Source organism: Achromobacter sp. ISS7, assembly GCF_056523125.1.
The window spans coordinates 3731317-3749738 of sequence record NZ_JAWRZD010000001.1 but is presented as its reverse complement, the minus strand read 5'-3'; the positions used below and the strand labels follow the sequence as shown (position 1 = coordinate 3749738).

The window sequence follows — 18422 nt, the reverse complement described above, 5'->3', positions numbered from 1 at the left end:
GCAATCTCCTGTCAATCATACATTCTGTACACAACGTCAATGATGGGCTCGTAGCGGCCGGTCGAGGGCTTGGGGAAGGGGTTGCAACGGCGGATGCCGGTCTCGACCGCGCGGTCGAAGCCCGGGTTGCCGGAAGAACTGGTCAGCGTGACGCCGTTAACCTTCCCGTCAGAACCTAACTGTACCCGGTATTGGGCCGTCGGATTGTCCGAGCCGCTGCGCGGCGGCGGCGGGTAGGCCACGCCGGGCTGCACGCAGGCGCGCACCTTGGCGCCGTAGCCGCTGTCGCGGCCGCCACCGGCCTGGTTGCGGTCGGCGGTGCCGCCGGGGATGCCGGCAGCGCCCAGGGCGTCGTTGCGGAACGCGTCCTTCAGGGCCTTGTCGGCAGCGGCCTTCTTGGCGGCTTCTTCCTTGGCCTTCTTCTCGGCAGCGGCCTTTTCGGCGGCGGCCTTGTCAGCCGCGGCTTTCTCGGCGGCCGCCTTGTCCGCGGCGGCCTTGTCGGCGGCGGCTTTCTCGGCCGCCTTCTTGGCGGCGTCGTCCTTGGCCTTCTTCTCGGCGGCAGCCTTGTCGGCAGCGGCCTTTTCCGCGGCGGCCTTGTCGGCGGCAGCCTTGTCCGCGGCCGCCTTCTCGGCGGCCTGGCGTTCCTGTTCGAGGCGCTTCTTTTCCTTCAGCTCGGCCTGCTTGCGCTCTTCCTCCAGGCGCGCCTTTTCCTTGGCGGCCTCGGCGGCCTGGCGCGCCTGCTCTTCCTGCTCGCGCTTCTTCTTGGCTTCCTGCAGCGCGATTTCCGGATCCACCTCGTCAGGCTTGGGCTGGGCTTGCGGTTCCGGCTTGGGCGGCGGCGGGGGAGGCGGCGGCTCCGGCGTCTTTTCCGGTTCCGGCTGGGGTTGCGGCTTGGGCTGGGGCTTGGGCGGTTCGGGCTGGGGTTGCGGCGGGGGCGAGACGGGCGAATTGCCGTCGGCCCACAGCTGCACTTCCACCGGGCCCGGGGCTTCGGTGCGCCAGTTCAGGTTGAAGATCAACACGGCCAGCAGCAGCGCGTGCACCAGCAACGCCAGGATCAGGGCGATCCGGTTGTCGTTGTTGGGCGGCGTGGCCGGGGGGCCGCTGTGGTGTCGAATGATGGGTGGCGTCATGAGCGTTGCAGGCCGGCGGCGCCGGCGGAAGGCGTCGCGTTAGCGTTTTTTCGCGGGGGCGGGCTGGTTGCCGCCGGCGGACTGGTCCACCAGCAGGCCCAGGCGGGTGATGCCATTGGTACGCAGCTCGTCCATGACCTTCACGACCGTCTCGTAGGGCACCTTGCCGTCGGCCGCGATCACCACCGGGGTTTCCGCGGTGATGCGCGAGCGCACTTGCGCCACCAGCTCGGGACGGGCGATGTCCTGCAGGGTGGCGCCGGGTTCGCGCATGCGCAGCGCGATCTTGCCGTCTTCCGAAATCTGGACTTCCAGCGGCTTGACCGGCACATCGGACGCCGCGCCCACCGAGGGCAGCTGGATCAGGCCCGGCGTGATCAGCGGCGCGGTCACCATGAAGATGACCAGCAGCACCAGCATCACGTCGATGTAGGGCACCACATTGATGTCGGCCTTCATGCGGCGGCCGGACCTGCCGCGCGAGCTTACCGAGGGCATTAGCGTACCTGCCGTTGCAGAATGTTCAGGAATTCATCGACGAAACTGTCGAAACGGATCGAGATGCGGTCGATGTCGTTGGTGAAGCGGTTGTACGCGACCACCGCGGGGATGGCGGCGAACAGGCCGATGGCGGTGGCGATCAGCGCTTCGGCGATGCCGGGGGCCACCGAGGCCAGCGTGGCCTGCTGCATGTTCGACAGGCCGATGAAGGCGTGCATGATGCCCCAGACCGTGCCGAGCAGGCCGATGTAGGGCGAGACCGAGCCGGCCGAGGCCAGGAAGTTCAGGTGCGATTCCAGCGAATCCATCTCGCGCTGGTAGGCGGCGCGCATGGCGCGGCGCGGGCCGTCGAGCAGGGCGGTGGCGTCACTGCTGGCGTTGCCGCGGCGGGCCTTCAGGAATTCGGTCATGCCGGCGTCGAAGATGCGGGCCAGGGCGCCTTGCTCGTCGCGGCGCGAGGCCACGGCCTGCTGCAGCATCGACAGGTCGCCGCCGGACCAGAAGTCATCCTCGAAGCGGCGGGTCTGGGCATGGGCGCGCTTGATGGCCAGCCGCTTGGCGAAGATGTAGGTCCAGGACATGATCGAGATGCCCAGGAGCATCAGCATGATCAGCTGAACCGGCACGCTGGCGTGCGAAATCAACGAAAGCAACGACATGTCGTTGGTGGCTTGCATGGTTATTCCTGAATTGATTCCAGTTTGGCGCGGACGTCGGCCGGTAGTTCCACCGGCCGCATGTTGACGGCATCGACGCAGCAGACTTGGATATTGCCTTCGGCAAGCAGTTCCCCGTCTCGTTCTGCGCGCTGCGCGAAGTGTATCGAAGCGCGGCCCAGTCGTGTGACCCGGCTGCGTATGGTAAGCAAATCGTCCAGTTTGGCTGGCTTGCGGTAGGACATGTCCAGCGAGCGGACGACGAACAGGCGTTGTTCGCTGGCGGCCAGGCCGGATTGGTTGACTCCCAGGTCGCGCAGCCACTCGGTGCGGGCGCGTTCCAGGAATTTTAGGTAGTTGGCGTAGAAAACCACCCCGCCCGCGTCCGTGTCTTCATAGTAGACGCGGACCTGCAGGCGGGATTCGGCGGACTTCGGATCGGTCACGATGCGGGCTTCGATGATGCGGGTCGGGACGCGAAAAGTCCGTGGTTACTTTAGGGTTTACAGCGTGTCGAGTTTCGTCAGCACGGCTTCAAGCGCGGACTCTACCGGAATCTTGGCCGCTTCGGTTTCCCGACGGGCCTGCAATTCCACCACACCGTCGTTCAGGCCGCGTTCTCCAACTGTTACACGGAGCGGCGCGCCGATCAATTCCCACTCGGCGAACATCACGCCGGGGCGGGCATCGCGGTCGTCCAGGATGACGTCCACGCCGCGCGCCAGCAGCGATTCGTACAGCTTCAGGGAGGTGTTACGCACGGTTTCGCTTTTGCCCCAGCCGACCGGGCAGATCACCACTTCGAACGGCGCCAGGGCGCGCGGCCAGATGATGCCGCGGGCGTCGTGGTTCTGTTCGATGGCGGCGCCGACGATGCGGGTCACGCCGATGCCGTAGCAGCCCATTTCCAGCACGGCCGGCTTGCCGGTCTCGTCCAGGAAGGTGGCCTTGAGGGCTTCCGAGTATTTTTTACCCAGATAGAAAACGTGTCCCACCTCGATGCCGCGCTGGATCGACAGCGTGCCCTTGCCGTCCGGCGAGGGGTCGCCGGCGACCACGTTGCGCAGGTCGGCCACCAGTTCGGGCTCGGGCAGGTCGCGGCCCCAGTTCACGCCCTGGATGTGGAAGTCCTCGCGGTTGGCGCCGCAGACGAAGTCGGCCATGTTGGCCACGGTGCGGTCGGCGATGACGTGCACCGGGCGCGCGGTGCGGACCGGACCCAGGTAGCCCGGCTTGCAGCCGAAGTGCTCGACGATCTCGCTCTCGGTGGCGAAGCGGAAGCCCGCCAGGCCCGGCAGCTTGGCGGCCTTGATTTCGTTCAGCTCGTGGTCGCCGCGCAGCAGCAGCAGCCAGACGTCGACCTTGCCCTTGTCGCCGTCGGTGGCCAGCACGATCGACTTGATCGTCTGCTCCAGCGGCAGGCCCAGCAGGCGGGCCACGTCCTCGCACTTGGCGGCGCCGGGGGTGGCCACGTCGGCCATCGCCTGGGTGGCCGCGCCTCGCGTGGGGTACAGGCCGGGGGCCTCGGCCAGCTCGATGTTGGCGGCATAGTCGGAGTCGGCGTTGTAGACCAGCAAGTCCTCGCCGGTGTCGGCGATCACCTGGAATTCATGGCTGCGGGTGCCGCCGATGGAGCCGGTGTCGGCCGCCACCGCGCGGAATTCCAGGCCCAGGCGGCCGAAAATGCGCATGTACGCGGCGTACATGGTGTCGTAGCTGCGCTGGGCGCCGGCTTCGTCGCGGTCGAAGGAGTAGGCGTCCTTCATGGTGAATTCACGGCCGCGCATCAGGCCGAAGCGGGGACGGCGCTCGTCCCGGAACTTGGTCTGGATGTGATAGAAGTTCAGCGGCAGCTGGCGGTAGCTGTGGATCTCGTTGCGGGCGATGTCGGTGATCACCTCTTCCGAGGTCGGCTGCAGCACGAAATCGCGCTGGTGCCGGTCCTTGATGCGCAGCAGTTCCGCGCCGTACTGTTCCCAGCGGCCGGATTCCATCCAGAGCTCGGCCGGCTGGACCACCGGCATCAGCAGTTCGATGGCGCCCGAGGCGTTCATTTCCTCGCGGACGATGGCCTCGACCTTGCGGATGACCTTGAGGCCGAGGGGCATGTAGGTGTAGATGCCGCCCGCCAGCTTGCGGATCATCCCGGCCCGGGTCATGAGCTGGTGGCTGGCGACTTCCGCTTCGGAAGGGGCTTCTTTGAGGGTGTTGATGTGGTAGTTGGATGCGCGCATGTTTAAAGGTGGCAGCAGATACGTATAATCGACTGTAATTGTATTGAATTCGGTGGGGGTGGCCCATGCTTGACCGCGAAGGCTACCGCCCCAATGTCGGCATCATTCTCGTCAATAGCAGAAACGAGGTCTTTTGGGGCAAGCGTATCAGGGAACATGCCTGGCAGTTCCCGCAGGGCGGCATCAAGTACGGCGAAAGCCCGGTGCAGGCCATGTATCGCGAGCTCCATGAAGAGGTGGGCTTGAAGCCCGAGCATGTCCGTATTTTGGGGCGTACACGCGATTGGTTACGTTATAACGTGCCCGATCACTTCGTCCGGCGTGAGTGGCGTGGCCACTATAAAGGACAAAAGCAGATTTGGTTCTTGTTGCGCCTGGTGGGACGTGACAGCGACGTTTGCCTGCGCGCGACGCAGCATCCGGAATTCGACGCCTGGCGCTGGAGCCAGTACTGGGTGCCGCTGGATGCCGTGATCGAGTTCAAGCGGGACGTCTATACCCAGGCGTTGAACGAGTTGTCGGCAATCCTCTTTCGGCGTCACCACGAAACCCGCTACCTGCGTCAGCGCGTGCATGGGCAGCGGGCGGCAGAGAACTTGCCCGAAGGAACGGACGGTCATGCGCATATTATTGGTTGAAGATGAACGGGACATGGCGTCCTGGCTGATGCGCGCGCTCGCGCAGAGCGGGTTCGTGCCGGACCACGCGGCCGACGCCCGCACGGCCGAAGCGTTCATGGCGGGCACCGAGTACGACGCCATCGTCATGGACCTGCGCCTGCCCGACAAGCATGGCCTGGTGGTGCTGCGCGAAATGCGCAACCGCGACGACCGCACCCCGGTGCTGCTGCTGACCGCCCAGGGCGCGCTACAGGACCGCGTGCGCGGCCTGAACCTGGGCGTCGACGACTTCCTGACCAAGCCGTTCGCCCTCGAAGAGCTGGAAGCCCGCCTGACCGCGCTGGTGCGCCGCAGCCGCGGCCGCCAGCATCCGCGCCTGCAATGCGGCTCGCTGTCCTACGACAGCGAAAGCCGCGCCTTCACGCTCGACGGCTCTCTGCTGTTCCTGACCCCGCGCGAGCACGCCGCCCTGGCGGCGCTGCTGACGCGCAGCGGCTATCCGGTGGACAAGTCGCAGCTGTTCGGCAAGGTCTTCACCCACGACAGCGAAGCCAACCCCGACGCCATCGAGGTGGTGCTGCACCGCCTGCGCAAGAAGCTGGCTGGCAGCGACGTGCGCATCGTGACCGTCCGCGGCCTGGGCTACATGCTGGAAAGCGTGGCCAGCGAAGCCGCCGACTCCTGACCCCCTCGTGAGCCTCCGGATCCCTGGGTTGCCGCGGGTCGGCATCCGCGCGCTGCTGATCATCCTGCTGCTGCCCGGCGTGGTGGCGCTGCTGGTCATCGACAGCCTGAACGACTACCGCACCCTGTCCGAGATCACCAACGAGGCCTACGACAGCGCCCTGGTCGAGCCCGCCCGCGTGCTCGAGAGCAGCCTGGAATTCGCACCCGACGGTTCGCTGCAGGTGGCCACGCCGCTGTACGCTCAGGTCATGCTTGAGTCGCGCGCCGGCCTGCGCAAGTATTTCCGCATCGAGCAGATCGACCCGCCCCTGCCGGACGATTCGCCGGTGCCGGCCGAGCAGGGCAAGACCCTGCTGGGCATGCCCGAACTGCCGCGGCCGCCCACCTGGCCGCGTTCCAATGGCCTGCCGGTGTTCTACGACGGGGTCTACCGCAACGACCCGGTGCGGGTGGTGTCGCTGGTGCGCGACCTGTATTACCAGGGCGTCCACCGCCAGGTGCTGGTGCTGGTGGCCGAAAGCACGGGCAAGCGCATCGAGGCCGAAGACAGCGCCCGCCGCCAGGAAATCCTGCGCGACGCCCGCATGCTGGCGCTGGTCGTGCTGCTGGTCTGGTGGGGCGTGTCCTGGGCCCTGAAGCCGTTGCGGCGGCTGCGCGCCGACATCCGCAACCGCCGGCCCGAGGACCTGACCCCGCTCGACGCCTCGCGCGTGCCCAGCGAAGTGGCGCCGCTGGTCGACGCCGTCAATCACCACATCGCCCGCTACCGCCGCGTGCTGGACGAACAGTCGCACTTCCTGGCCGACGCTTCGCACCAGCTGCGCACGCCGCTGGCCATCATGCTGACCCAGGCCCAGTACGCCCTGCGCGAGCGCGACCCGGCGCGCGCCCAGGAAGGCTTGCGCGCCATCGTCGACCAGCTGGGACGCACCCGCCGCCTGACCGAACAGCTGCTGTCGCTGGCGCACGCCAACCAGGCCGACCAGCTGCCCCGCCAGTTGCTCGACCTGAACGCGGTCTCGCGCGAGGTGGTGCTGCAATACCTGCCCCTGGCGCACGAGAAACAGCAGGACCTGGGCTGGGTGCAGGCCACCAACGAGCAGGGCCACGAGGTCGACGTCCCGGTCTCCGGCAACGAGGCCGAGCTGCACGAGGCCCTGTCCAACCTGGTGCACAACGCCATCCATTACGCGCCCGTGGGGGCGCGCATCACGGTCTCGGTCAGCCGCGTCGGCGATCGCACCGAAGTCGCCGTGTCCGACAACGGCCCGGGGCTCGATCCGGACCTGCGCGCGCGCGCCTTCGCCCGCTTCGAGCGGGTCGGCACGGACAAGCCGGTCACGTCCTCCGGCTCCGGCCTGGGATTGGCGATCGCGCGCGCCTACGCCCGCCGCAATGACGGCGACATCGAATTGCGCGATGGCGAGCCCAACGCGCAGGGCGGCATGGGCCTGGCGTCCGTCCTGTGGCTGCCGCCGGCCGCGACGGTGTCGCAGTACCCGCGACCCGCCGACGTCGAGTTCACCGGCGACCAGTAATCGCCGAAGCTTTCATTCTTTCTCCCTAGCCTTCATTGCGCAGTACGCGGATTTCCATCAGGGATAACCCCCGAATTCAGGAGGGCGACAGCGCATAGAAAGCGAATTAGCAGCTTCCTTCCTTAACCTGCGAACCGGCCTGTTGTTGAAAAGGCCGGGTGGCGTTCGTTCCGGGCGGCATCCCAGGGGCCCGCACGGCCCTGCTTCAGGAGGATGGAAGTGCAAAAAACAATTAATAGAAAGGACTATTACGGCGGCGCGCTGATGGTCCTTATCGGATTGGGGGCGATCTACGGTGGTACGGACTATCACATTGGAACGCTCAGCCACATGGGCCCCGGGTTCTTCCCCGCGGCATTGGGCGGCCTGCTCGCATTGACGGGGATCCTGATCGCCATTTCGGCGCGTTCCGGCGATGCCACGCCGCCCGCGCCGGGCGACGGCCACGCGCACGGCCTGCCGGATTTCCGCGGCAGCGCCTGCATCCTGCTGGGCACGCTGGCGTTCCTGCTGCTGGGCCACTATGGCGGCCTGCTGCCCGCGACCTTCGCCATCGTCTTCATCTCCGCCCTGGGTGACCGCAAGAACACGGTCAAGCAGGCGTTCGTACTGTCGCTCGGCATGTCCGTGATCGCGGTGGTGGTTTTCTGGTGGGCGCTGCAACTGCAGCTGCCGCTGTTTCGCTGGGGTTGATGCGCCATGATTTCTCAATCTTTGACCGACCTCTGGTACGGCTTCGGCGTCGCGTTCCAGCTCCACAACCTGATGTGGTCGTTCTTCGGCGTGCTGGTGGGCAACCTCATCGGCGTGCTGCCCGGCATGGGCGCGCTGTCGGCGATCTCGATCCTGCTGCCGCTGACCTACGTGATGCAGCCGGTGCCCGCCATCCTGATGCTGGCCGGTATCTTCTACGGCTCGCAGTACGGCGGCGCCATCGGCGCGATCCTGCTCAACCTGCCTTCGCACCCGCCGCACGCGGTGACGTGTCTTGACGGATATCCACTGACCAAACAGGGCAAGGGGGGGACAGCGCTCGGCATCACGATGATCTGCTCGTTCTTCGCGGCCTCGGTCGGCATCATCGTCATGATCTTCGCCTCGCCGCTGCTGGTCGAAGTCGCCTTCAAGTTCGGCCCGACCGAGATCTTCTCGATCATGCTGCTCGGCCTGCTGGCCGGCGCCACCATGTCGCGCGGCTCGCCGCTGAAAGGCGTGGCCATGACGCTGTTCGGCCTGATGTGCGGCGTGGTCGGCACCGACGTGAACACCGGCACCATCCGCTTCTCGTTCGGCCTGCTCGACCTGTCCGACGGCCTGGAACTGGTGGCGATCTCGATGGGCCTGTTCGGCGTGGCCGACTTCCTGATGAGCGTCAACCGCATGACCATCATCGGCAGCGGCGCCAAGCTGCGCCTGCGCGACATGCGTCCCAGCAAGCAGGAACTGAAGACCGCCTTCTGGCCGATGGTGCGCGGCACCGCCGTGGGCACGCTGTTCGGCGCCATGCCCGGCACCGGCCCGACCATCACCACCTTCGTGGCCTACGCGCTGGAACGCAAGATCTCCAAGACGCCCGAGAAGTTCGGCACCGGCATGATCGCCGGCGTGGCCTCGCCCGAAGCGTCGTCGCACTCGAAGACGCAGGTCGACTTCATCCCCACGATGAGCCTGGGCATTCCCGGCGACGCGGTGATGGCGCTGATCCTGGGCGCGCTGCTGATCCAGGGCATCCAGCCCGGTCCGCAGCTGATCACCGAGCATCCGGACATCTTCTGGGGCCTGATCGCCAGCTTCTGGGTTGGCAACGTGCTGCTGATGGTGCTCAACGTGCCGCTGATCGGTGTCTGGGTCAAGCTGCTGCAGGTGCCTTATCGCTACCTGTTCCCGTCGGCGCTGTTCTTCATCGCGGTGGGCGTGTTCAGTACCCAGAACAGCCTCTTCCAGATCTGGGAAGTGCTGGCCTTCGGTGTGATCGGCGCCATCCTGATGACGCTCGAATTCTCGGTCGCGCCGATCCTGCTCGGCTTCGTGCTGGGGCCCATGGTCGAAGAGAACTTCCGCCGCGCCCTGCTGCTGTCGCGCGGTGACCTGGCGGTGTTCGTGCAACGCCCGATCAGCGCCTGGTTCATCGCCGCCAGCGCGCTGCTGGTCCTGCTGCAAGTGTGGGCCTTCCTGCGCCGCGGCAAGAACAAGAACAAGCCGACGGTCACGCAGACGGCCTGATCGTCCCGCGTCACCCGCTCTGAAAACGGCCCGGCTTCATGCCGGGCCGTTTGATTTACGGCCCGTCTTCCCCCATGCTTGCGGTTTCCCGAGCCCGTCCGGATTCCCGCCATGCACATCCTCTTCGCCTGCCCTCTGCACGACCCCGACGTCTGGGTCCCACGCCTGGAAGCCGCCATGCCCGGCTGTCGCATTTCCGTCTGGAATCCCGACGGCCCACCCTCGGGCGCCGAGGTCGCGCTGGTATGGAAGCCGCCGGTGGAACTGTTCCAGCACGAGACCCGCATCGAGACGCTGTTCAACCTGGGCGCGGGCGTGGACGCCTTGCTCAAGATGAAAGAAATCCCGCCGCACGTGCGCATCGTCCGCCTCGAGGACGCCGGCATGTCGGTGCAGATGGCCGAGTACGCGCTCTACGCCTTGCTGCGCGTGTCGCGCGATTTCGAGGCCTTCGACCAGTCGCAGGCGCGCCAGCACTGGGACACGCGCGAAGGCACGCGCCAGGCCGACTGGCCGGTGGGCGTGCTGGGCCTGGGGCAGGTCGGCGCGCGGGTGGCGCAGACGCTGGCCGAGTTCGGTTATCCGGTGGCGGGCTGGTCGCGCACCCCGCGCGAGATCGCCGGCGTCGAGTCGTTCTCCGGCCAGGAGGCCCTGCCGGCCTTCCTGGCGCGCACGCGCTTCCTGGTGAACGTGCTGCCGTTGACGCCCGATACCCGCGGCATCCTCAACCGCGACACGCTCGGCCAGTTGCTGCCCGAGGCGCACCTGGTCAACGTCGGCCGCGGTGAACACCTGGTCGAGGAAGACCTGGTGCAGATGCTCGAAGAAGGCGAGATCGCCGGCGCCACGCTCGATGTGTTCCACACCGAGCCGCTGCCGCAGGATCATCCGTTCTGGCGCGATCCGCGCGTGCACGTCACGCCGCACATCGCCGCCCGCACCCTGCGCGACGAGAGCATCGCGCAGATTGCCGCCAAGGTCGCCAGGCTGATGCGCGGCGAGCCGATCACCGGCGTGGTCGAGCGTACGCGCGGCTACTGAGCGACGGGCGCGGCGGCGCCTTGCTTTTCCAGCCGCTGGTAGGTGGGAGGCAGGCGCTCCGACAGGAAGTCGAGCAGCGTGCGCACGGCCGGCATCATGCCGCGGCGCGACGGATAGATGCAGTGGACGATGCCTTCGGGCGATTGCCATTGCGGCAGCACCGGCACCAGCTGGCCGCGGCGCAGTTCCTCCTGGGTCGCGATCGATGGCAGCAGCGCGATGCCGCGGCCGCGCACGGCGGCTTCCACCAGCACGATGAAGTCGTTGCACGACAGCTGTGGCTTCAGTTCGATATGCACTTCCTCGCCCTTGTCGTTGCGCAGCGGCCAGCGCACCTCGTTCTGCGGATCGCTGAAGCTCAACGTGGTGTGCGAGGCCAGGTCCTGCGGGGTGTCGGGCGCGCCGTGGCGTTGCAGATAGCCGGGGCTGGCCACCAGCGTGCCGCGCGCGGTGCCCAGGTGGCGCACCACCAGTTCGGCGTCGGTATCGAGCTTGGTCCGCACGCGCAGGGCCAGGTCCACGCCTTCGCGGATCAGGTCGACCCGGCGGTTGGTCACCAGCAGCTGCACCGAGATCGCCGGCCAGGCATCCAGGAATTCCGGCAGCAGCGGCGCCAGCACGTCCTGCGCGATCGACACCGGGCAGCTGACCACCACGGGCCCGGTGGGTTGGGATTGCAGCTGGCGCATGGCGTCGTCGGCCGCACGGGCCGAGGCGGCCATCTCGCGGCAGTAATGCAGGTAACGCTCGCCGGCCGCGGTCAGGCGCAGGCGCCGGGTGGTGCGTTGCAGGAGCCGTACCCCCAGGCTTTCCTCCAGGTGCGAAATGCGGCGCGACAGGCGCGATTTGGGAATGTCCAGCGCGCGTGCTGCGGCGCTGAAGCCGCCTTGCTCGACGACTTGGGAAAAGTAATAGAGGTCGTTTAGGTCTTGCATGATTGTTCTATGCCTGGAACGAATAGTTCATCATACATGGGTTTATGTGAACAATTAAGCGATCTACAGTGACGCCATGCACTCAGGACACGCGCTTTTCGCGGTCCGCACTGGAGATCACGTTATGAAGACCCTTGTCATCCTGTCCTCGATTCTGGGCGACCGCTCGCACAGCAAGCAATTGGCCGACCACATGGTCGCCCGCATCAAGCAGGCCGATCCGGCCGCCGCCGTCACCCTCCGCGATATCGGCGCCCAGCCACTGCCGTACTTCGACGGCGCGACCGCCGGCGCCCTGTTCACGCCGGCCGACGCCCGCAGCGTCGAGCAGCAACGCATCGTCGAACGCAGCGATGCCCTGGTGGCCGAGCTGATGCAGGCCGACCGTATCGTGTTCGCCGTGCCGGTCTACAACTTCAACCTGCCGGCGCAGTTCAAGACCTATCTGGACCACGTCGCCCGTGCCGGCGTCACGTTCCGTTATACGCCGGAAGGCGTGCCCGAGGGCCTGGTGAAGGGTAAGCAGGTGTTCGTGCTCACGGCGCGCGGCGGCAAGGCCGAAGGCACGCCCGCCGACACGATGACGCCGTACCTGCGCCAGATGCTGGCTTTCCTCGGCATGAACGAGGTGACCTTCATCGCCGCCGAAGGCATGGCGATGGGCGAAGTCGCCGCGCTCGAAGGCGTGTCGCTGGCGCGCCAGCGCATCGACGCGCTGGACCTGGGCCGACCGCAAGCCGCGCTGCAAGCGGCCTGACGTAAAAAAACGGACCCGAGGGTCCGTTTTTTTCATACCGGTGGCGGTGTCAGTCGCGTAGCCGCTTGATCAGGCTGGACGTATCCCAGCGGCCGCCGCCCATCTTCTGCACGTCGCCGTAGAACTGGTCCACCAGCGCCGTCAGCGGCAGGCGGGCGCCATTGTGGCGCGCCTCGGCCAGCACCAGGCCCAGGTCCTTGCGCATCCAGTCGACCGCGAAGCCGAAGTCGAACTTGTCGTCGACCATGGTGCCGCCGCGGTTCTCCATCTGCCAGCTCTGCGCGGCGCCCTTGCTGATGACGTCCAGCACCAGCTTCATGTCCAGGTCGGCGGCCTGGCCGAACGCCACGGCTTCCGACAGGCCCTGCACGATGCCGGCGATACAGATCTGGTTGACCATCTTGGCCAGTTGGCCGGCTCCCGGCGGGCCCACGCGCGTCACGGCGCGCCCGAACGCTTGCGCCACCGGCTTGACGGCGTCGAACACCGCCTGCTCGCCGCCGCACATGATGGTCAGCACGCCGTTGACGGCGCCCGCCTGGCCGCCGGATACCGGCGCGTCGATGAAGTTCAGGCCCAGGTCCTTGGCTTGCGCGTAGAGTTCGCGCGCCACGTCCGCCGAGGCGGTGGTGTGGTCCACGAACACCGCGCCCGGCGCCATGCCGGCGAACGCGCCATCCGGCCCGAGGGTGACGCTGCGCAGGTCATCGTCGTTGCCGACGCAGGCGAACACGATCTGCGCGCCCGCCACGGCTTCGCGCGGCGTCACGGCGCTGCGGCCGCCGAATTCGCTGGCCCAGGCCTGCGCCTTGGACGGCGTGCGGTTGTAGACGGTGACGTCGTGCCCGGCGCGGGCCAGGTGGCCGGCCATGGGCAGGCCCATCACGCCCAATCCGAGGAATGCGACTTTCTGGGCCACGACTGCGTCGTAGCTCTTGGTACCGATCGATGCCATGCAGGGAACTCCGCTGTGGAAAGGAAAACCTGAGGCAGTAACCTTAACGCAATCAAAAGCCGGCGGCGAGTCCGTCGCGACGGCTGTCGCTGGCGCTGACGTAGCCATCGACCGCCGGATCGCCCAGGCGCCAGATGAACTGGCCCGAGCCGAAGTCCATATAAGGGTCGTCGATGCCCTCGAGCACGTGGCCGCGCGTGCGCAGGCCCTGCGCCACCGCGGGCGGCATGGAGGCCTCCATGTCGATCGCCAGTCCCTGGTTCCACTTCCAGCGTGGCGCGTCGCAGGCGGCCTGTGGCTGCTGGCCGTAGTCCAGCATGCGCACCAGCGTCTGCACCTGGCCTTGGGGCTGCATGTTGCCGCCCATCACGCCGAAACTCATGACCGGCGCGCCATCGCGCATCAGGAAGCCCGGGATGATGGTGTGGAAGGGGCGCTTGCCGCCCGCCACCACGTTGGGGTGATCGGCTTGGATGCTGAAACAGTGGCCGCGGTTCTGCAGGCTGACGCCGGTGCCCGGCACCACCACGCCCGAGCCGAAGCCCATGTAGTTGGACTGGATGAAGCTCACCATCATGCCGTTGCGGTCGGCGGCCGTCAGGTAGACCGTGCCGCCCTGCGGCGCATGGCCGCAGGCGAAGGCCTGGGCCACGTTCGGGTCGATCAGGCGGGCGCGCTCGGCCAGATAGTCGGCGCGCAGCATCTGCTCCGGCGACAGCCGCATGTGGCGGCCGTCGGCGACGTGCGTGTAGACGTCGGCGAAGGCCAGCTTCATGGCCTCGATCAGCAGATGCTGGGTTTCCGGGTGATCCACCGGCCGGGCCGCCAGATCGAAGTTCTGCAGGATGCCCAGCGCGATCAGGGCGGCGATGCCCTGGCCGTTGGGCGGGATCTGGTGCAGCGTGTGGCCGCGGTAGGACTGGCTGATCGGCGTCACCCATTCCGGCGCGTAGTCGCGCAGGTCGGCCAGCGTCATGGCGGCTTCGTGGGCCTGCGCATGGGCGACCAGCTTGTGGGCCGTCTCGCCTTCGTAGAAGTCGCGGCCGCGGGTGGCGGCGATGCGCTTGAGCGTGGCCGCGGCGGCCTTCAGCACGAAATGCTCGCCGATGTGCGGCGCCCGGCCGCGCGGTAGGAAGTGTTCGGCGAAGCCGGGTTGGGGCTGCAGCACGTCGGCCTGCGCCGCCCATTTCTGCCGCACCATGGGGCTGATGGCGAAGCCGCGTTCGGCATAGTCGATCGCGGGGGCCAGCACGTCGGCGAACGGCAGCTTGCCCAGCTTTTCATGCAGCGCCGCCCAGCCGGCCACGCAGCCCGGCACCGTGACGCTGTCCCAGCCGCGGGTCGGTATCGCGCCCTGGTGCTTGCGGCGGAAATAGTCCAGGTTCCAGGCCGCCGGCGCCGGCCCCGAGGCGTTCAGGCCGTGCAGTTTCGAGCCGTCCCAGACGATGGCGAAGCAATCCGATCCCAGGCCGTTGCTGACCGGTTCGGTCAGTGTCAGCGTCGCGGCCGCGGCGATCGCCGCGTCCACCGCATTGCCGCCGCTGGCCAGGATGCGCAGTCCCGCCTGCGCCGCCAGCGGCTGCGAGGTGGCAACGACGTTGCGGGCAAAGACCGGCGTGCGCGTGGTGGGATAGGGGTTGTTCCAGTCGAAGTTCATGTCGAATCATCGCGTGGGGGTAAACCCGTAGCTTAACGTAGATGCCCCGACCCTGGGGTACACCCTGTATTGGACTGTAGTGTTTTGTTGCTTGGGCCTGTGTCTGTGCCTGCGTCGGGGCGGCGCGGGACTGGGCCTGGCGGGCGGCTATCGCGCGCCCAAAGAAAAACCCCCGGCGGACCGGGGGTTCGGAAGGCGCGGAGCACCGCCGCCTGGCGGCGGCGGGCAGGGCCTTAGTCTTCTTCGACGAAGGTTTCTTCGCGCTTCTTGCGGATCGCCGGCAGGGCCACCAGGATCACCAGGAACACCGCCACGGCCAGCAGCGAGGCCGACAGCGGACGCGTCACGAAGGTGCTGAAGTCGCCGCGCGACAGCAGCAGGGCGCGACGGAAGTTTTCTTCCATCATGGGTCCGAGCACCAGGCCCAGCAGCAGCGGCGCGCCTTCGCACTTCAGCTTCGACCAGACATAGCCCACGATGCCGAACATGGCGGTCGTGAAGATGTCGAACGAGTTGTAGTTGAGCGAGTACACACCGATGGTGCAGAACACCAGGATCGCCGGGAACAGGATGCGGTAGGGCACCTTGAGCAGCTTGACCCACAGGCCGATCAGCGGCAGGTTCAGGACCACCAGCATCAGGTTGCCGATCCACATCGAGGCGATCAGGCCCCAGAATAGCTCGGGGTGGCTCGTCATCACTTGCGGGCCGGGCTGGATGTTGTGGATCGTCATCGCGCCGACCATCAGCGCCATCACGGCGTTGCCCGGGATACCCAGGGTCAGCAGCGGGATGAACGAAGTCTGCGCGGCCGCGTTGTTGGCCGATTCCGGGCCCGCCAGGCCGGCCGGGTGGCCCTTGCCGAAGCGTTCCGGATTCTTCGAGATCTTCTTTTCCAGCGTGTAGGACGCGAACGACGACAGCACCGCGCCACCGCCCGGCAGGATGCCCAGGGCCGAACCCAGGGCCGTGCCACGCAGCACGGCGGGCGCGGATTCCTTGAATTCCTGCTTGTTCGGGTACAGCGAGCCGATCTTGTCGGTGATATCGACGCGGTTTTCCTTCTGCTCGAGGTTGGTCATGATTTCGGCGAAGCCGAACACGCCCATGGCCACGATGGCGAAGTCGATGCCGTCCTGCAGTTCCGGCACGCCGAAGTCGAAGCGGGCCACGCCCGAGTTGACGTCGGTGCCGACCATGCCCAGCAGCAGACCCAGGATGATCATCGCGATCGCCTTGGGCAGCGAGCCCGAGGCCAGCACCACGGCGCCGACCAGGCCCAGGCACATCAGCGAGAAGTACTCGGCGGGGCCGAACTTGAAGGCGACTTCAGCCAGCGGGGGCGCGAAGGCGGCCAGCAGCAGCGTGGCCACGCAGCCGGCGAAGAACGAACCCAGGGCGGCGATTGCCAGCGCGGCGCCAGCACGGCCGTTGCGGGCCATCTGGTGACCGTCCAGCACGGTCACCACCGCGGACGTTTCCCCTGGCAACGCCACCAGGATGGCCGTGGTCGAGCCACCGTATTGCGCACCGTAATAGATACCGGCCAGCATGATCAGGCCGGCCACCGGGGGCAGCACGTACGTGATCGGCAGCAGCATCGCGATGGTCGGGACGGGGCCGATACCCGGCAGCACGCCGATCAGCGTACCCAGGACGCAGCCCAGCAGCGCGTACAACAGGTTCTCGGGCGTGAACGCCACCGAGAAACCCAACATCAGGTTGTCAAACAATTCCATGACCGGTTGCTCCTCAGTTCATGCCCAGAAACGACGGCCACAGCGGGAAAATCAGCCCCAGGCCCTTGACGAACGCCAGATACGAGAACAGCACCAGGAAGATGCCGTTGGCGACGGCGACCTTGAGGCTGAACTCGTGGCTGGCCAGGCTGCTGATCACCACCAGAATGAACACCGAGATATAGATGCCCAGCAGTTTCAGGACCAGGCCATAGATGACCACGGACCCGACCACCAGGAAAACGATGCGCCAGTCGAACTTGTCGACGTGGGTCTCGTGGGCCTTCTTCGACATCGAGCCAAGCAGCACGATGGCACCCAGCAATGCGAGAACGATGCCCAGCCAGAAAGGAAAATACCCGGGGCCCATCCGGGCGGCAGTACCCATTTGGTAGCTGCTGGCTTGCCAGGCGAATCCCAGTCCAAGGGCGATGAACATCACCCCCGACCAGAAGTCCTGTCGATTGCGTAGCTGCATGATTGGTTGGCTCCTGTTTACAGCATGTAGATAAAAAAGAGGCTTGTGATCTGTCCGGGCTGCCGGAAAGCCAGGTGACAGGCACAAAAAAGGCACATCGTGGTGCCCGGTGTTCTTCTGAAAGCTTCGGCGTGGCTTCTTGAAAGGGCGAATGGTAATGGACGCCCGCCACGATGCAAACCCTGTAAGCTAGGTGAAAGCCTGGGGTTTTCCCTAAAATTGGGGAACTCCCGATCCCCAGATGTAACGGGGCGGGCAGATTGAGGGTTGTTTGAAAGCTAAGTGAAAGTTGATAGAAAGAAATGCGAAAGCAGGCCCGCTTGACCTGCCGCTTGCCGGGCGCGAGGGACTTTTCTAGTTGGGCCTGATCGGGTATGTTGCCCGCCGCCGGCAATGCCGCCTGCATTTCCTACTGAATATTGCCGTGTTTCTCACCTTGCGTGAAGCGGCCCGATTCCCCCCTGGATGGTTTACGATAGCGCCCATGCTGCAAGACCTAGACCAACTCGCCGCCCGTATCGGGCAACTGGTGCAACGCACCCGGCAACTCCATGCCGAGCGTGACGCATTGCGTATGCGCCTGAACGAAACCGAAGCCGAGCAGCGCGTGCTCAAGCAGCGCGCCGCCGAGCGCGATGCCGACATCGCCGCGCTGCAGGGCAAGCTGCAAGACAACGACGGCGCCGTCACCGCGATGCTGGAGCAGGCGCAGAAGGCCGAAGTGGCCCTGCGCGAACAGCTCGCTCGCGAAACCGCCGAGCGCCAGTCGCTCGAGGCGCGTTTCACGGCTCGGGAAACCGAGATGCAGGGCACCCTGCAAAGCCGCGACACCGAACTACAGCGCCTGCGCGTGGCCGCCGCCGCGGCCCGCGAGCGCATCGACGCCGTCCTGGCCCGTCTGCCGGGTGCGCCGTCCGGAGAGCAACACTGATGGAACGCGTAGATGTAACGATCCTGGGGCGCGACTACTCGCTGGCCTGCTCGGCCGAGGAAAAGCCCACGCTGGTGGCCGCCGTGCGCCACGTCGATCAGCTCATGCTGCGCATCCAGGGCACGGGCAAGGTCTCCAGCAACGAGCGCATCGCCGTCATGGCCGCGCTGCAGGTGGCTGGCGAACTGCTCGCCATGAAAGCGCCGGATGGTCCGCTGGGCGGTTTGGCGGTCGGCGACTTCAAGCGTAGAATCGAGGACATGAACGCAGTGCTGGACGACGCGCTGTCGGGCCAGGAAAAACTCCTCTGACGTTCATAAGCGGTTTTCACCAAGGT

General features: G+C 66.5%; 19 protein-coding genes. 9 read left to right on the top strand and 10 right to left on the bottom strand.

Annotated features, from left to right (window positions below):
- Nucleotides 1-11: 11 nt before the first annotated feature.
- From tolA to AC1HFW_RS16780, 5 genes are read right to left on the bottom strand one after another with little or no spacing between them, the layout of a single operon-like run.
- Nucleotides 12-1133 (bottom strand): cell envelope integrity protein TolA, encoded by a 1122-nt coding sequence (tolA, locus tag AC1HFW_RS16800; RefSeq protein WP_061072436.1) that lies wholly within the window; start codon nucleotides 1131-1133, stop codon nucleotides 12-14.
- Nucleotides 1134-1172: 39 nt separating this feature from the next.
- Nucleotides 1173-1631: an ExbD/TolR family protein gene (locus AC1HFW_RS16795; protein ID WP_006392914.1), complete on the bottom strand. Its 459-nt coding sequence runs from the start codon at nucleotides 1629-1631 to the stop codon at nucleotides 1173-1175.
- Entirely contained in the window at nucleotides 1631-2311 is a 681-nt protein-coding gene (gene tolQ, locus AC1HFW_RS16790) for a protein TolQ (RefSeq protein WP_006392915.1), read from the bottom strand. Before tolQ ends, AC1HFW_RS16795 begins: the two co-directional genes overlap by 1 nt.
- 2 nt (nucleotides 2312-2313) lie before the next feature.
- Nucleotides 2314-2736, bottom strand: a complete 423-nt coding sequence (gene ybgC / locus AC1HFW_RS16785) for a tol-pal system-associated acyl-CoA thioesterase (protein ID WP_006392916.1) — start codon at nucleotides 2734-2736, stop codon at nucleotides 2314-2316.
- A gap of 57 nt (nucleotides 2737-2793) precedes the next feature.
- On the bottom strand, nucleotides 2794-4524 hold the full coding sequence (locus AC1HFW_RS16780; protein ID WP_006392917.1) for a proline--tRNA ligase: 1731 nt from the start codon (nucleotides 4522-4524) through the stop codon (nucleotides 2794-2796).
- 65 nt (nucleotides 4525-4589) lie between these two features.
- On the opposite strand from AC1HFW_RS16780, the gene AC1HFW_RS16775 reads away from it, so the two are divergent.
- From AC1HFW_RS16775 to AC1HFW_RS16750, 6 genes are all read left to right on the top strand, one after another.
- Nucleotides 4590-5162: an RNA pyrophosphohydrolase gene (locus AC1HFW_RS16775; RefSeq protein WP_006392918.1), complete on the top strand. Its 573-nt coding sequence runs from the start codon at nucleotides 4590-4592 to the stop codon at nucleotides 5160-5162.
- Nucleotides 5143-5829, top strand: coding sequence for a response regulator (locus AC1HFW_RS16770; protein ID WP_479284500.1), 687 nt, complete (start codon nucleotides 5143-5145; stop codon nucleotides 5827-5829). The genes AC1HFW_RS16775 and AC1HFW_RS16770 overlap by 20 nt, the downstream gene beginning before the upstream one ends.
- Before the next feature lie 7 nt (nucleotides 5830-5836).
- Entirely contained in the window at nucleotides 5837-7369 is a 1533-nt protein-coding gene (locus AC1HFW_RS16765) for a sensor histidine kinase (RefSeq protein ID WP_479284498.1), read from the top strand.
- A 213-nt stretch (nucleotides 7370-7582) separates the two neighbouring features.
- Nucleotides 7583-8062, top strand: a complete 480-nt coding sequence (locus AC1HFW_RS16760) for a tripartite tricarboxylate transporter TctB family protein (RefSeq protein WP_035359983.1) — start codon at nucleotides 7583-7585, stop codon at nucleotides 8060-8062.
- Nucleotides 8063-8068: 6 nt separating this feature from the next.
- Nucleotides 8069-9592: a tripartite tricarboxylate transporter permease gene (locus AC1HFW_RS16755; RefSeq protein ID WP_035359984.1), complete on the top strand. Its 1524-nt coding sequence runs from the start codon at nucleotides 8069-8071 to the stop codon at nucleotides 9590-9592.
- 111 nt (nucleotides 9593-9703) lie between these two features.
- Nucleotides 9704-10633, top strand: coding sequence for a 2-hydroxyacid dehydrogenase (locus AC1HFW_RS16750; protein WP_006392923.1), 930 nt, complete (start codon nucleotides 9704-9706; stop codon nucleotides 10631-10633).
- Here AC1HFW_RS16750 and AC1HFW_RS16745 read toward each other — a convergent pair.
- On the bottom strand, nucleotides 10627-11568 hold the full coding sequence (locus tag AC1HFW_RS16745) for a LysR family transcriptional regulator (RefSeq protein WP_006392924.1): 942 nt from the start codon (nucleotides 11566-11568) through the stop codon (nucleotides 10627-10629). The two genes, AC1HFW_RS16750 and AC1HFW_RS16745, sit on opposite strands and share 7 nt — an antisense overlap.
- 124 nt (nucleotides 11569-11692) lie before the next feature.
- On the opposite strand from AC1HFW_RS16745, the gene AC1HFW_RS16740 reads away from it, so the two are divergent.
- A complete protein-coding gene (locus AC1HFW_RS16740; RefSeq protein WP_006392925.1) occupies nucleotides 11693-12325 on the top strand; it encodes an FMN-dependent NADH-azoreductase in 633 nt (210 codons plus the stop codon).
- A gap of 49 nt (nucleotides 12326-12374) precedes the next feature.
- Here AC1HFW_RS16740 and AC1HFW_RS16735 read toward each other — a convergent pair whose 3' ends face one another.
- The 4 genes from AC1HFW_RS16735 to AC1HFW_RS16720 form a co-directional block, all read right to left on the bottom strand.
- The gene (locus AC1HFW_RS16735) at nucleotides 12375-13280 is read right to left on the bottom strand and encodes an NAD(P)-dependent oxidoreductase (protein ID WP_241074343.1); all 906 of its coding nucleotides are present in this window, start codon (nucleotides 13278-13280) and stop codon (nucleotides 12375-12377) included.
- 52 nt (nucleotides 13281-13332) lie between these two features.
- Nucleotides 13333-14937 (bottom strand): gamma-glutamyltransferase family protein, encoded by a 1605-nt coding sequence (locus tag AC1HFW_RS16730; RefSeq protein WP_479284494.1) that lies wholly within the window; start codon nucleotides 14935-14937, stop codon nucleotides 13333-13335.
- 233 nt (nucleotides 14938-15170) lie between these two features.
- A complete protein-coding gene (locus tag AC1HFW_RS16725) occupies nucleotides 15171-16676 on the bottom strand; it encodes a tripartite tricarboxylate transporter permease (protein WP_006392928.1) in 1506 nt (501 codons plus the stop codon).
- Between the two features lie 13 nt (nucleotides 16677-16689).
- Nucleotides 16690-17154: a tripartite tricarboxylate transporter TctB family protein gene (locus AC1HFW_RS16720; RefSeq protein ID WP_006392929.1), complete on the bottom strand. Its 465-nt coding sequence runs from the start codon at nucleotides 17152-17154 to the stop codon at nucleotides 16690-16692.
- 484 nt (nucleotides 17155-17638) lie between these two features.
- Here AC1HFW_RS16720 and AC1HFW_RS16715 point away from each other — a divergent pair, with 484 nt between their 5' ends.
- The gene (locus tag AC1HFW_RS16715; RefSeq protein ID WP_081105080.1) at nucleotides 17639-18085 is read left to right on the top strand and encodes a hypothetical protein; all 447 of its coding nucleotides are present in this window, start codon (nucleotides 17639-17641) and stop codon (nucleotides 18083-18085) included.
- Nucleotides 18085-18396, top strand: coding sequence for a cell division protein ZapA (locus AC1HFW_RS16710; protein WP_006392931.1), 312 nt, complete (start codon nucleotides 18085-18087; stop codon nucleotides 18394-18396). Before AC1HFW_RS16715 ends, AC1HFW_RS16710 begins: the two co-directional genes overlap by 1 nt.
- Nucleotides 18397-18422: the final 26 nt, after the last annotated feature.

Coding starts and splice junctions, on each gene's coding strand:
- tolA (WP_061072436.1), bottom strand. CDS start 1,133: ATGACGCCACCCATCATTCGACACCACAGCGGCCCCCCGGCCACGCCG.
- AC1HFW_RS16795 (WP_006392914.1), bottom strand. CDS start 1,631: ATGCCCTCGGTAAGCTCGCGCGGCAGGTCCGGCCGCCGCATGAAGGCC.
- tolQ (WP_006392915.1), bottom strand. CDS start 2,311: ATGCAAGCCACCAACGACATGTCGTTGCTTTCGTTGATTTCGCACGCC.
- AC1HFW_RS16780 (WP_006392917.1), bottom strand. CDS start 4,524: ATGCGCGCATCCAACTACCACATCAACACCCTCAAAGAAGCCCCTTCC.
- AC1HFW_RS16775 (WP_006392918.1), top strand. CDS start 4,590: ATGCTTGACCGCGAAGGCTACCGCCCCAATGTCGGCATCATTCTCGTC.
- AC1HFW_RS16770 (WP_479284500.1), top strand. CDS start 5,143: ATGCGCATATTATTGGTTGAAGATGAACGGGACATGGCGTCCTGGCTG.
- AC1HFW_RS16760 (WP_035359983.1), top strand. CDS start 7,583: ATGGAAGTGCAAAAAACAATTAATAGAAAGGACTATTACGGCGGCGCG.
- AC1HFW_RS16755 (WP_035359984.1), top strand. CDS start 8,069: ATGATTTCTCAATCTTTGACCGACCTCTGGTACGGCTTCGGCGTCGCG.
- AC1HFW_RS16750 (WP_006392923.1), top strand. CDS start 9,704: ATGCACATCCTCTTCGCCTGCCCTCTGCACGACCCCGACGTCTGGGTC.
- AC1HFW_RS16745 (WP_006392924.1), bottom strand. CDS start 11,568: ATGCAAGACCTAAACGACCTCTATTACTTTTCCCAAGTCGTCGAGCAA.
- AC1HFW_RS16740 (WP_006392925.1), top strand. CDS start 11,693: ATGAAGACCCTTGTCATCCTGTCCTCGATTCTGGGCGACCGCTCGCAC.
- AC1HFW_RS16735 (WP_241074343.1), bottom strand. CDS start 13,280: ATGGCATCGATCGGTACCAAGAGCTACGACGCAGTCGTGGCCCAGAAA.
- AC1HFW_RS16730 (WP_479284494.1), bottom strand. CDS start 14,937: ATGAACTTCGACTGGAACAACCCCTATCCCACCACGCGCACGCCGGTC.
- AC1HFW_RS16725 (WP_006392928.1), bottom strand. CDS start 16,676: ATGGAATTGTTTGACAACCTGATGTTGGGTTTCTCGGTGGCGTTCACG.
- AC1HFW_RS16720 (WP_006392929.1), bottom strand. CDS start 17,154: ATGCAGCTACGCAATCGACAGGACTTCTGGTCGGGGGTGATGTTCATC.
- AC1HFW_RS16715 (WP_081105080.1), top strand. CDS start 17,639: ATGCTGCAAGACCTAGACCAACTCGCCGCCCGTATCGGGCAACTGGTG.
- AC1HFW_RS16710 (WP_006392931.1), top strand. CDS start 18,085: ATGGAACGCGTAGATGTAACGATCCTGGGGCGCGACTACTCGCTGGCC.